General features: G+C 54.0%; 11 protein-coding genes and 1 pseudogene. 6 read left to right on the forward strand and 6 right to left on the reverse strand.

Annotation, left to right across the window (positions count from 1 at the left end):
• Positions 1-137 precede the first annotated feature (137 nt).
• Positions 138-317, forward strand: a complete 180-nt coding sequence (locus AC2FI9_RS15795; RefSeq protein ID WP_496768931.1) for a hypothetical protein — start codon at positions 138-140, stop codon at positions 315-317.
• A gap of 820 nt (positions 318-1,137) precedes the next feature.
• Positions 1,138-2,019, forward strand: a pseudogene (locus AC2FI9_RS15800) (amidohydrolase family protein).
• 1,241 nt (positions 2,020-3,260) lie between these two features.
• Here AC2FI9_RS15800 and AC2FI9_RS15805 read toward each other — a convergent pair.
• The 5 genes from AC2FI9_RS15805 to AC2FI9_RS15825 are packed head-to-tail and all read right to left on the reverse strand — an operon-like array spanning position 3,261 to position 6,867.
• The gene (locus AC2FI9_RS15805; protein ID WP_058271316.1) at positions 3,261-3,635 is read right to left on the reverse strand and encodes a nuclear transport factor 2 family protein; all 375 of its coding nucleotides are present in this window, start codon (positions 3,633-3,635) and stop codon (positions 3,261-3,263) included.
• Positions 3,632-4,528 (reverse strand): alpha/beta hydrolase, encoded by an 897-nt coding sequence (locus AC2FI9_RS15810; RefSeq protein ID WP_282119690.1) that lies wholly within the window; start codon positions 4,526-4,528, stop codon positions 3,632-3,634. Before AC2FI9_RS15810 ends, AC2FI9_RS15805 begins: the two co-directional genes overlap by 4 nt.
• Complete coding sequence (locus tag AC2FI9_RS15815; protein ID WP_496768935.1) at positions 4,525-5,007, reverse strand: flavin reductase family protein; 483 nt, start codon at positions 5,005-5,007, stop codon at positions 4,525-4,527. Before AC2FI9_RS15815 ends, AC2FI9_RS15810 begins: the two co-directional genes overlap by 4 nt.
• Entirely contained in the window at positions 5,007-5,684 is a 678-nt protein-coding gene (locus AC2FI9_RS15820) for a glutathione S-transferase family protein (RefSeq protein ID WP_496768938.1), read from the reverse strand. The genes AC2FI9_RS15815 and AC2FI9_RS15820 overlap by 1 nt, the downstream gene beginning before the upstream one ends.
• Complete coding sequence (locus tag AC2FI9_RS15825) at positions 5,677-6,867, reverse strand: LLM class flavin-dependent oxidoreductase (protein WP_496768941.1); 1,191 nt, start codon at positions 6,865-6,867, stop codon at positions 5,677-5,679. Before AC2FI9_RS15825 ends, AC2FI9_RS15820 begins: the two co-directional genes overlap by 8 nt.
• Positions 6,868-6,969: 102 nt before the next feature.
• On the opposite strand from AC2FI9_RS15825, the gene AC2FI9_RS15830 reads away from it, so the two are divergent.
• Positions 6,970-7,587 (forward strand): helix-turn-helix domain-containing protein, encoded by a 618-nt coding sequence (locus AC2FI9_RS15830; RefSeq protein ID WP_233493339.1) that lies wholly within the window; start codon positions 6,970-6,972, stop codon positions 7,585-7,587.
• Positions 7,588-8,189: 602 nt separating this feature from the next.
• Here the strand turns inward: AC2FI9_RS15830 and AC2FI9_RS15835 are convergent.
• Positions 8,190-9,389 carry an ROK family transcriptional regulator gene (locus tag AC2FI9_RS15835; RefSeq protein ID WP_496768943.1) on the reverse strand — a complete coding sequence of 400 codons (1,200 nt, stop codon included), beginning with the start codon at positions 9,387-9,389 and terminating at the stop codon, positions 8,190-8,192.
• A gap of 186 nt (positions 9,390-9,575) precedes the next feature.
• On the opposite strand from AC2FI9_RS15835, the gene AC2FI9_RS15840 reads away from it, so the two are divergent.
• From AC2FI9_RS15840 to AC2FI9_RS15850, 3 genes are all read left to right on the forward strand, one after another.
• Entirely contained in the window at positions 9,576-10,595 is a 1,020-nt protein-coding gene (locus tag AC2FI9_RS15840; protein WP_496768945.1) for a sugar ABC transporter substrate-binding protein, read from the forward strand.
• A 115-nt stretch (positions 10,596-10,710) separates the two neighbouring features.
• Positions 10,711-11,781 carry an ABC transporter permease gene (locus AC2FI9_RS15845; RefSeq protein WP_496768947.1) on the forward strand — a complete coding sequence of 357 codons (1,071 nt, stop codon included), beginning with the start codon at positions 10,711-10,713 and terminating at the stop codon, positions 11,779-11,781.
• The gene (locus AC2FI9_RS15850) at positions 11,781-12,563 is read left to right on the forward strand and encodes an ATP-binding cassette domain-containing protein (RefSeq protein WP_496768948.1); all 783 of its coding nucleotides are present in this window, start codon (positions 11,781-11,783) and stop codon (positions 12,561-12,563) included. Before AC2FI9_RS15845 ends, AC2FI9_RS15850 begins: the two co-directional genes overlap by 1 nt.
• The last annotated feature ends 91 nt before the right edge of the window (positions 12,564-12,654 follow it).

Genomic DNA, 12,654 nt, shown 5'->3' on the forward strand with positions numbered 1-12,654 from the left:
CCTATCCTGGCGGCGCTGGTTGCAGTCGCCACAGCGGCCTATTCCCCTGCGGTAGCGGAGGACTTCGCATTCCTCCTCTACAATGAAAGCAGCTCTGATCTTGTCGAATTCAATGTCTCTCCAGCGTCATCCGGCGATTGGGAGAAAATCTCCTGGCTGGTGTTTACCTCGCACCAGGATACGAAATTGATGTTGATATTGCTGATCGGTTGACGACCTGCATCTATGACATTCGCGGAACTTTTGCCGACGGTTGGGAAGCCAAGGATTTTCGGCTGAACCTGTGCGATCTGGGAGAATACAAATTCACCGACTGATTGAACATCACAACAGGGACATTGGCTCGACCAGGAGAGCTCCGGCATGCCAGAGCTTTCCGTCCTCAGATGATCGGTGTTGCCTGCAATCAGTCTGAAGAGTGGAAACAAGTTACCTTGTCGAGGTTCTGCGCTGGGTGCGGTTTATTCTGAATTAGACATCAGCATCCATTTCGACATTCCACAAGCGTTGCACAGGTCAGAAAATTGCCGACCTACGATTTTTAGATGAAAGAACTGCCAATGCGCCTCACCGCAGGAAATTTTCTATTCATAAACGTTCTTTTCACGTGCGCGTTTTTAGTCTTCTGCTTTGTCGCCCGCGGAAGCGCGGTTCCCACAATCGAGTCGACAGGGACTGAAGTTGCAAGCTGGTTCTCTGAAAATGGCATGCGGGCGCGAACTTATGTCTGGGCTTCGACCTTTGTGTCTTCGGGCCTGATGACTTTCGCCACTCAGGTTTCGGCATTGCTTCCCTCGCCTCATCGCTATGTGGTTAATTGCACGTGTCTTTGGATTTGCGCTAACCGCGCAGGTGCAGGCGTGGATTTGGTGAGCACAGAATTGTTCCCCAATGCCTGGCCTGGCTCAGCCTTGTGTCTGGCACCGAACAGGCCATCGAGACAGTTACGGTCTTCGGACATTCGGGATTCATTGCACTTGGCGCCTCGATGAACCTTTACCTCGGCGGTTTGCTTGGATTCGTCAGGGTGAGAGGGGTCGTTCGTTGGTTGATGTAAAAGCTTCGAAGAGCGTAAAGTCGTCATTGGTCGTACGGGACTGTGGTAGGCTCCAGCACACTGTGCACGGAGATATGAAAATGCAGCAGGTCGATACGCATCTTCACCTTTGGGACACAGCTCGCTTTGACTATCGTTGGTATCAAAGCGGGTCATTTTCCAATCTGCCTGAAACCTATCTTTTGGATGATGCGATCTCTGAATCTTCAAATGTGGGCACTTCGTTCGTAGTTGTGCAGGCAGAAGTCAACCATGCGCTTGACCCCGTTGAAGAGACGGCGTGGCTTCAGAAAACGGTTGATGAGCATCCGAATGGCAACCAGATCGCCGGGTTCGTCGCCTATGCGGATCTTTCCGATCCACATTTGGAAAGCAAACTGGAGCGACATGCGCGCCATCCTGTTTTCGCTGGTATCCGCCAAGATATTTGGTGGGAAAAGCCTTTACCTCGGCCGGATATTCTCGAAGAAGACATGCTGAAGAAATCCGCCTGGTGTCGCGGCTTTGCAAAGCTGGCCAATGTTAATGTTTCGTTCGATCTGACATGCTGGCATACTCACCTCAGCCAGTTTGCGGTGTTCCTTTCGGACCATCCGGATGTGACTGTTATCATCGATCAACTGGGGTCACCAGATTTGGGTGATAACCATGCACTGCAAGTATGGATGGAAGGTATCAACGCGCTAGCCGCGCTTCCGAACACGTTCATGAAGATTTCGGGTTGATCGCGAGCAGACCCACATTGGAGCGTTGATACTATCAGGCCTTTGGTTGAGCACGTGCTACATGTGTTTGGCTCGAAACGGTGCATGCTAGGCAGTAATTTTCCGGTCGAGGAGCTTACATCGTCCTATGAAAGGGTTTGGACCGCATTTAACGAATTGTTTGCCGAGTTGACCCAGGAAGAGCAAAAAAGCCTGTACTACGCGGCAGCACAGACCGCATATCGGTTTTCAGCGTAATCGCTTTTGGGTCGTTTTAGTGGCGTGTCCAAATGGAAGGCCTTTGAGTCACAAAATGACAAGATTGGTGCGTCGGAGAAAATTCAACCTGTTTAAAATCAATAAATTAACCAGGAAGAAATGAAAAAACTATGTGCCACCCGACATAAATGCTGAAAGTCACACGAGACCGACCCAACCGTCATAGTTGGACCAGAAAAGCAGTGAACATTCGACATCAGAAGGCGCCCCTAACGTTGGGCATCAGGTGAATTTGACCTTTGTGCCATAGACTAACCCGCTCCCCATTTCATACTCACGCAAACAGATTCGCTTGATCTGACTTCCCTTTCGGAAAATCAGGGCTGATTTGTAGGCCAGACAGCGAAGCTGCCTGTGCCGGCTAATCTGCCACGTGGCGAACGCTGGACGGGGTGAGGCATTGCTATTCGACAGGGGTGGTGCGGTCCGCAGGCGCAGCCAAGGACACGGCCCTGTCTAATAGGGTTCCCTGAGGGGGAGGGCAGCGTCCTCACGCTGACGGCCAAGGGCGTTTGGCTTGTCCAAATCCCGTTGGCCCACGAAAGGAATGTAGTGGGAACGACGGCTTGCCGCTTTTTGCGATTATACCATTCTGTCAAACAGCAAAAAGTAACAGTCGACCATAAACAGCAGACCTTAGCTGCGGTCGCAATGTCAGGCTCGACTAAGTGCGGCTTTGCGCAGATATGCACGGTGCGGCATCGGTCATTCTGGGCTCAGGGCAGACAATCAAAAGTCAACAAAAAGGAGTGCCAAATGTCCGCTCTGCGGACTGAGCAGCCATTCGCAATTTTACAACGAAAGACCGTTTTGCGCGCATCGCTTCCGCGGCAAAAAGCGGAAGGGCGAAAAGTGTGAATTCGCTGCTTTGCGGGAAAAAACTCTGGCATTCCTCAAAGCGTACATTGGAAAATTTGAACAAGGAGCGTGCTTGTTGAAGAAGAACAGAATTGGCGGGAAGTGCGCGTCGCCGTGAAAGGGACGAACGATATGAATCGTGATTGACAGGCGTCTGGCTTGCTGATTGCAATATTACTGCACGGCCCCCTGAAATAGGTTCAGAGGCCGAAACAACTGATGCCGCACGACAATGAACAGGCCCAAAGCGCGCATTGGTTGCGCAGGCTACGAAAGTGTCACCCGTGGTCGGGCTTACCTAAGCGACGACGCGCCCCACCAACAAGCCTGTCGAAGGTCTGGCCGCATCAGGGGATAAGCGATCAACTTGTCCGTTGCTTGTAATAGGTGTCCTTGTGGACTATCAGCCCATCACGGTAGGTCAGGATGTCGACGCTCAGAAACTCTTCTTTCGAGCCATCCTTATGCGTCGCGGTGCGGCGGTATTCGCAGTAGGCTTTATTGCCCGAGATCGCGCAGTCCAGGGTTTCCCAATGCACGTTTTCGACTTTTTCGAACAGCGCAGAAAATGCACCGCGGATCTTTTCGGCGCCTTCCAGCCGCATGCCATGTTCGTCCGGGCCGACGGCGTGGTCAAATGTGGCGTCGTCTGCGAAATGCTTCATCACTGCATCGATGTCGTTAGCGTTAAACGCGTCGCCGACAGCGTCGACGAGGGCTCGGGTCAAAGCGGTCATGATTGCGGTCCTTTTCCATGAAGCATATCGCAAGTGTGTTTGAAGAACGGGCTTGCCTGGTCGACAAGCACGTTCAATTCGTCAAAGTGATCGGCGTCCGGGACGATGTAGAGGCCGACCTTGCGGTCTGCCGTCCCAAATTTTTCGACATACATCCGTGCCTGTCGGTGGAATTCATCCGTTTCCGCGCCACCAACAACGACCAGCTGCGGTGCATTTGTAACCGGAGGATGGTTGGTCATCGGGCTTTCGGCCTCGGCCTCTTCCGGAGTCAACCGGATGCCGGAATTGAGCGCCTCAGTCAGACGCACCGGTTCGAGGTAGCTGAGCGGTGAAACCGGGATGCCGGATTTGATCAGGTCTGCTGGAAGATCCGCTCTGAAAGCAGGCCAATTGGTCGCCAGCATCATCTGGGTGATATGGCCGCCAGCCGAGTGGCCCATCACGGTGATACGGTCTGGATTGATGCCAAAATCGCGCGCGTTGCGCCAGATAAAGGCCATCGCTTCGCGGATTTCTTCGGAAATTCGCGTGATGGTTACCGATGGGCACAGGTCATAGCCAATGACAACAGTATTGATACCCGACGCGACAAAGGGCGGTGCAATGAAGCTGTAAACCGATTTGTCGCCGCGCTGCCAGTAGCCGCCATGCACATAAACCAGCGTCGGCGCATCCGCATCCTGACAACGGAAGACATCCAGCTTTTGTTTTTCGCCTTCTCCATAACGGATATCGAGACTGCAATCGGTAGAGGCGCGCGCCGACTCGCTGTTGCTGCTCCAACTCGGAATGACAGTGACTTCATAGTCCGGCCGTCCGGCCCGCAGGTTGTATTGTGCGTCGAATTCATCAGCGCTGAAGCGGGTGTGATAGGTCAGGTGATCGCTCATGACGAAGCCTCGGGTTGGGGCGCGGAGAAGAACGTGCCGCGGCAAAAGACAAGTGGCGGAACGGGCACGTGGGCGTAGTTGATGACGCGGCCCAAGAGAATCTCATGATCGTCTGCGTCGACCCTGCTATGAACCGTGCACTCTAATTGCGCTGTGGCGCCGGGGATCAAGGGGGTCGCGGTTCCCGGGGTCCATTCAGTATCGGTAAAGCGGTTTTCGACGTCGCTGGCGAAATGCATCGCAAGGTCCTTCTGTTCGGCCGATAGGATATTGACCTCGAAATGATCCGATTGCGACAGCGTTGGGAAGACCCGGCCTGACTTTGCAACACAAACCGAAATCACCGGCAGCTCTAACGAGACCGAGGTGAACGAATTGGCGGTCAGGCCCCACGGTTCACCGTCCGCGTCATAGGTGGCGACGATGGTAACACCCGTCGGAAAGGCGCCAAGGGCACGGCGATAGTCCCGGACGTCCATCATAGAGCCCCTTCGCTGGAGCAGGCTTTTTCCAGCGCAGCCCATTCATCGGGGTTGGTTCCGAAATGACGCATGACGTGATCTTGATAGGCGGGACGTTCCGCCAGCCGCTGATACCAGGCCTCGACGTTCGGCAAAGGCGGGCGGGCGACCTCGACGTTGAAATAGCGATAGGCCACGCACCCCAGGGGAATATCCGCCATGGTAAAGCTGTCGCCGCAGACATAGGCCTTATCCGCGAGGTGCTGATTCAGAATGGTCAGGGCTTCATGCGCTTCATCGCGCAGCTTGGCGATCTTTTCCGGGTCACGCTGATCAGGTTGAGTGCGCACGGTTGCAAAGAACAGGTAGATGACAGGCCCAAAGGCGCGGCTGGCCGACCACTCCATCCATTGATCCGCTATCGCTCGGGTCTGAATGTCGGACGGGCTGAGCGTTCCTGCGCCGTACCGGTCACAGAGGTAGCGCACGATGGCAAGGCTTTCCCACAGCGCAAAATCCCCGTCGCGGATCGCTGGGATCATTCTGTTGGGATTGATCTGCGAATACATCTCGGTGTCGAGCTTGCCAAAGCTGCCCCCGGCCAGTTGCAGAGTGTAGTCCAGCCCCAGCTCATTCGCCGTCCAAATCACGGGAATGACGTTCGATGAATAGGGGCGCCCCCAAATCTCAAGCATGCTCCAGTATCCTTTTCTGGGCGATGGACTGCGTGCCGAACCGGGGCACAACATGCTCGAACAGACGATGCCAACTGGCCAGGATTTTCTCATAGGGTACGCCGGTATATTGCTGCATCAGCATAAGGTGATCTAGGCCGATGGTTTCCTGCCGCTCTGCAAACCGATCCGCGACATATTCGGCGTCGCCCACCACGATGATCCCGCGTTTGTTGAGGAAATCGAACCAATCCATGTCCTCATCTTCGGAAGACATTTCTTCGCCGACATCCAGATAGCCGTGCTTGGTCCATTCCCCCTTGGGACGCGACCCGCCGAGGAATTCGTAATAGGCATTGATCGGGCCACGGATCGTGTTCACCGCTTCTTCCATGCTTTCACCAACATAAAAAGCCGTGCAGACACCAACACCTTCGCCAAGCTTCACCTCACGCCCTTCGCGTTGCGACAGGGCTTGGCGATAGGGTTCCCAACAGGCCAGCGTCGCCTTGGGGCCAGCTGCCATCGAGATCACACCCCAACCGCGCTCCCCCGCCAATTTGAACGTGGGTGGTGCGTTCGACATCAGCCAGACCGGCGGATGAGGATTGGAATAGGGGCGCGGATGCACATACATCGCTTTGTATTCGCCATCTTCATCGTGATAACGCGGGTCCAGAGGGTCAAAGAACCGGTTGGTCTCTTTCCAGCCGGGCACAGGGAACTGATAGAATTCGCCGTGATGGGTGAAGGCCTCATTGGTCCAGGCTTTCAGGATGATCTCAAGACTCTCCTGATACAGCCGCATCACCTTGGCATTGTCGCGCCGATCCGCATCTGCGTTGAACTGGATGGTTGAGCGTTCATTGATGCCCTTGGCCACGCCGAAATCAAACCGGCCTTGGGTCATGTTATCAAGCATCGCGGCATCTTCAGCCACGCGCAGGGGGTGCCAATCGGACAGGATGATGGGGGCTGTTCCGACCCGGAGTTTTTTGCAATGCGCAGCTACGTGAGTCCCCATCTGGATCGGGTTGGGCGGCGCATTCATGTAACCGTTATGGGCAAAATGATGCTCGGTGAACCAAGCAGTCGTGAAACCTGCCTGCTCGGCCAGCGAACACTGTTCGAGGATCATTTCCAGCGTGCGCGCCCAGGGAATCGTCTCACCAGGGCTAAAATTGGCAATCAAATCAAAGCGCATAACGTTCTCCCGGCCGGTAGAAGATCAGTTGATTTTTCATCTCATTTTCAACTAAGTTGATTTGCGCTCGAAAAGTCAACTGAAATCATTTATTCTGAAGTCATGAAAAATGACGTGTCTCAGACCGACGCCCAAAGGCTCGGAAGTGAAATTCGCGAAGTGCGCAAAGCACGTGGGCTGACCCTACAGCACTTGTCCGAAGTGGTGTTGTGTTCCAAAGCCTATCTCAGCCGGATTGAGCTTGGGACAGCTAAGGTGTCGGACGACCTGCTTGGCGAAATCAGCGATGCGCTTGCGGTTGACCCGGGCTGGTTCTTTCCCAAACAGGAGGGCGACGGACCGCTGGAGCGAAAGCACGTCGTGCGCCGCGAGAACCGTAGGGCGCTGTCCGCGATGTATACGCGCTCAACTGATGAATTAGGCTTTGAGGACGAATTGCTTTCAAGCTCCTTGTCCGGCCATTGTTACTTGATCCTATCACGGTTCCGCCCCGGCGCAGGAGAACCACCCGAGCCACTGGAAGGGTATTCATTTGAAGGTGAACAACACGCCATCGTCCTTAGCGGCGAAGTTGAGCTACGTCTCGGCAGCGAGGTCATTTCATTGCGTGAAGGAGACAGCTTTTCCTATCCATCCATGATCGCCCACCGCTTTCGCAACAAGACTGAGAAAGAAGCCACAATGGTCTGGGCGATGTCGCCGATCCGTATCACGTGGTGACTGTTGGTCTGCTACAGCAAATGCATGAAGTGCTTTTGTGTGTGGCAGATTGAAAACGACCCCGTTATTTCCTTTTCCGTTTTGACAGTGTTGCTTGTAATACAATGCTACAAATAACTGCGGCACTGTCTAACATCCTAATCTGGCAGGACAGATTCACGACGAGACAGTTGTTTGGTTGGTAGAAAAGGATAACCCATTTTTTGCACAACCTCTGCCTCTCTAAAAAACTCGGACTACGCGCGCGCAACGAAAGTCTGGTTTGGCGGGCCGCAATACAGCGTTCGAGTGTCCCAATGAACGGTAGGAGCGGGCCAGAATTGACAGTTTGGCAGACTTTTCAAAGTCCTCTTCCTGCGAGGAGCTGACCTTAAGGACACATGCAGCATTGGTAAGTTTGGGCTCATTACGGACCTCGGTGCCTTTTCAGCGCAGGCTCCTGCCCCGCCGCCAGCTGATCACGCAGACGGCCCAATCCGGTCCTCCGCTGCTTTTTCTATACTGCGCTGCAACCGCGCCAAAGCGGCCCTTCAAAGGCCGCCTCCTTGAGCAGGATCCGCGATTCTTTCTTGATCAGGAAGTTTGACGACGACGAGCTTCCTCTACATCCCAGAAAGCCCAGCATTGGTATTCAATAGAAATTGGCGGAAAATTGGGCTGCTAGCCGCCCCAATGCCGCGAGCGTTTTCCCCAACCGCAGCGGCCTCAACGACCGGAGGAATCAAGCCGCGTTTGTCTTGATTGACTAAATAACGGCGAACCCTAGACACCAGTTCTTCCCGAACCTCAGGCGGGAACGCGCCATCGATGAAAATGGCCTCAAAGTCGATGACAGCACAGATTGAAAGAGCGGCCTTAGCTAATTCTTGCGCCGTGTTGCCAATCCACGGCTCGACATAGCGAGAAATGCTGCTCCAGTCCTGCGGCTTCTCCCATAGAATCCCCGGGTCGACACCCGCTTCGATCAATCGGTCCTCGAGCAAAAACAGCGACGCCGTGTCGATCAGTTGTTGGCTTTCACCCAAAGGACCGGTCGTGCGCATGGCGCCCAATGCACCGGCATTGCCTTGGTTGCCTTCGAACACGGTGCCGTTCAATGCAACACCGCCGCCGATCATTGAGCCAATAAAAAAGTAGAAGTAGTCACGGTATTCTGCCCCACGTCCATAGAGATGCTCTGCGTGACAGGCGGCTGTCGCGTCGTTGACCACAAAAACCGGCAAATCGCTGAACTTGGCGACCTCGGAAAAGAAATTCACGTTTCTCCAAGACCTAAATTTTTTTGCAGCAAGCCCAGACAGATCGTGCCATTTCCAAAGTTCAAATGGAGTCCCGATCCCGATCCCACAAACACGATCACGAAGCCTCTGAGGCTCGTGGGACAGAAGCGTTTCCAAACCAGACTCCAAAAAACCGAAAATGACCTCTGGTAGCGGATAGTCATAAGTCGTGGAAAGTTCGCGGCGCGGCGTGCCAGTAAAGTCGATCAAGAGCAGATCGGCGCTACGCCGCCCGATCTTCATCCCAACCGACAAGATGCCTTCCGGGTTTAATTCCATAGGGGTTGAGGGCTTTCCAACCTTCCCGCGCAGTGGAGTACCACGCTTGAGAATCGCGTCCTTTTCTAGCTTGCGCAGAATGATTGATACAGTCTGAGGAGACAGGCCCGTTAATCGCGCGACGTCGGCGCCTGCGGCGGGCCCATGCCGTTGTAAAACTGTCAAAATCAGACGCTCGTTGTGATCGCGAACCCCGCTTTGACTTACCCCACCGGTCAGTGTGTTGAGCGCTTCTCTCTCCATAAGCCTGAACATAAACACCTTGTTTTCTTATGAAAAGGTACTCCGGTAAATTAATAAATAAACTTTATTTATTTATTGACAGAAAGACTAGAATCACAGTTTCTTGAAATAGACCTTCATTGGAGGATGAGGGCGAGTCTCGTTGGCCTGCCATGCGGGGCATCAACAATTTTCTGGGAGGACTACATGAAAAATCTATTCAAGATTGCCGCATCTGCTACCGCGCTTACGGTGGCTGCTGCATCTGCTCACGCAGCCGGAGAAACCGTTTGTCTGATCACGAAGACAGATACCAATCCATTCTTTGTAAAGATGAAGGAAGGCGCAACGGCCAAGGCCGAAGAGCTTGGCATGACCTTGAAGGCCTTTGCCGGTAAAATCGACGGCGACCATGAAACTCAAGTTCAGGCCATTGAAACTTGTATTCTCGACGGCGCAAAGGGAATTCTCCTGACGGCCTCGGACACAAGCTCGATTGTCCCCGCTGTTCAGCAGGCGCGTGACGCTGGCCTGTTGGTTATCGCTCTGGACACGCCGCTAAGCCCGATTGATTCCGCTGACGCAACCTTTGCGACTGACAACTACAAAGCTGGCCTGTTGATCGGACAATGGGCGAAGGCAAAGATGGGCGACGCAGTGGCTGACGCCAAAATTGCGACGCTTGATCTGAACGTCAGTCAGCCAACCGTGGACGTTCTTCGCAATCAGGGCTTCCTCGACGGCTTCGGTGTGGACCTGGCAGACCCCAATGTCATCGGCGATGAATCTGATGCTCGATTGGTCGGCAGTGACGTGACCGACGGCAACGAAGAAGGTGGGCGCCGTGCCATGGAAAACCTTCTGGCCAAGGACTCGACGATCAACGTGGTTCACACGATCAACGAGCCGGCGGCGGCAGGTGCCTATGAGGCATTGAAATCTATTGGACGTGAAAACGATGTGCTGATCGTTTCGGTCGACGGTGGCTGCCCCGGTGTACAAAATGTGCAGGCCGGAGTTATTGGTGCCACAAGCCAGCAGTATCCGCTTTTGATGGCTTCGCTTGGCGTCGAGGCTATCAAAAAATGGGCTGAAGAAGGCGTAAAGCCTGAAAACACGCCCGGAAAAGACTTCTACGATACCGGAGTCGCGCTCATCACGGACCAACCTGTTGATGGCGTGGATTCGATCTCGGTCGCCGAAGGCTTAGAACTCTGCTGGGGCTAAAAAGACCTAATGAATGAGGCGCATGAGAGCGCCTCATCACTCCTTTCACCAGCAAACCGAAACTTCCTGTACACTGATCTCGTGGGCGTTACGCCGCCCGCGAAAAGGGGGAGATATGTCCGAAGCAAACCAAAGCGCCCAGGAATTTGAATCCGCTGCTAGCAGAACAGAAACTGTTGCGGCTTTTGAGGACCATCGGCGTGGCGTTCTGGGGAGGTTGCAGCATCTTCTTCACGTCAATCCATCCTTTGTACCTCTTATTGTCTTAGTCAGTGCAATGTTGATTTTTGGCCTGCTTCTGGGCTCAAAGTTCTTCTCTCCGTTCGCAATGACTTTGATCCTTCAACAGGTCCAGATTGTGGGCATCGTGGCTGCCGCGCAAAGCCTTGTTATTCTGACGGCCGGAATTGATCTGAGCGTCGGTGCGATCATGGTTTTTTCTTCCGTCATCATGGGGCAGTTTACGTTTCGGTACGGTATTCCAGTGCCAATTGCCGTTATGTGCGGGCTTGCAGTCGGAACTTTGATCGGAGCCCTTAACGGGTGGCTTGTCAGCCGAGTTAAGCTCCCGCCATTTATCGTCACGCTTGGAATGTGGCAAATCGTTCTGGCTACAAACTTCCTGTATTCTGCGAACGAAACCATTCGCAGTCAGGATATTGAGGCAAACGCGCCGTTCCTTCAGTTTTTTGGAACCAAGTTCAGCATTGGTGGAGCGACCTTTACAGTTGGCGTCGTTTTCATGCTCGTCCTGATTTTTGTGTTGGCATATGCACTCAAACACACGGCCTGGGGGCGGCATGTCTATGCGGTCGGAGACGATCCAGAGGCTGCCGAGCTCTCCGGTGTCAACGTCCACAGAACTCTGATGTCCGTCTACATGCTGTCCGGATTGATCTGCGCCTTTGCGGGCTGGGCTTTGATTGGGCGCATCGGGTCGGTCTCGCCGACCTCCGGCCAATTGGCCAACATTGAAAGTATCACCGCGGTTGTGATCGGGGGCATCTCATTGTTCGGCGGGCGAGGATCCATTCTGGGATCGTTGTTCGGAGCTCTGATCGTTGGCGTGTTTACTCTGGGGCTGAGGCTTCTGGGCGCAGATGCACAGTGGACCTTCCTGTTGATCGGTCTTCTCATCATCGCAGCGGTCGCAGTCGACCAGTGGATCAGAAAGGTATCGGGCTAATGTCAGACACAACTCCAGTCGTCCAAGGGCGCGGGATCGTGAAGCGTTATGGCCACGTCACCGCCATCGACCATTCCGACTTTGAACTGCGACAAGGAGAAATCCTTGCAGTTATCGGGGACAACGGTGCGGGTAAATCTTCCATCGTCAAGGCGATTTGCGGGGCCACCATCCCGGATGAGGGCGAGATTCTGATCGAAGGGAAGAAGGTAAACTTTAGCTCTCCAATCGACGCCCGCAATATGGGTATCGAAATCGTCTATCAGCAGCTTGCCATGTCTCCTGCCCTTTCAATTGCGGACAACATGTTCATGGGGCGCGAGATCCGCAAAAAGGGTTTCATGGGCAAATACATGCGTCAGCTCGACCGGCAAGCTATGGAGAAGTTCGCCCGCGAAAAATTAACCGAGCTTGGCCTGATGACCGTGCAGTCGATCAACCAGGCGATAGAGACGTTGTCCGGCGGCCAGCGCCAAGGCGTTGCCGTTGCGCGCGCAGCCGCCTTTGCGACCAAGTTTATCATCATGGACGAGCCCACAGCAGCTTTGGGCGTGAAAGAGAGCCGCAAGGTGCTTGAACTCATCCAAGACGTACGCGCACGTGGCATTCCAATCATCCTGATCAGTCACAACATGCCACATGTCTTCGAAGTCGCGGATCGCATCCATGTGCATCGGCTGGGCAAAAGGCTCTGCACCATTGATCCCAAGGATTACACGATGTCCGACGCCGTGGCCTTTATGACCGGCGCCAAAGAACCACCAAAAGAAGACGCCGCGTGATCGAGCAGGACGCATGTCTGACGTCAGCACCAATGGGACAGTTTAAGTAGATTTGATAAGAGAGGGTTTCTGGCTCATCGTAACCGCCAAG

The sequence above is a fragment of the Ruegeria sp. CDSA246 genome (genome assembly GCF_059611225.1).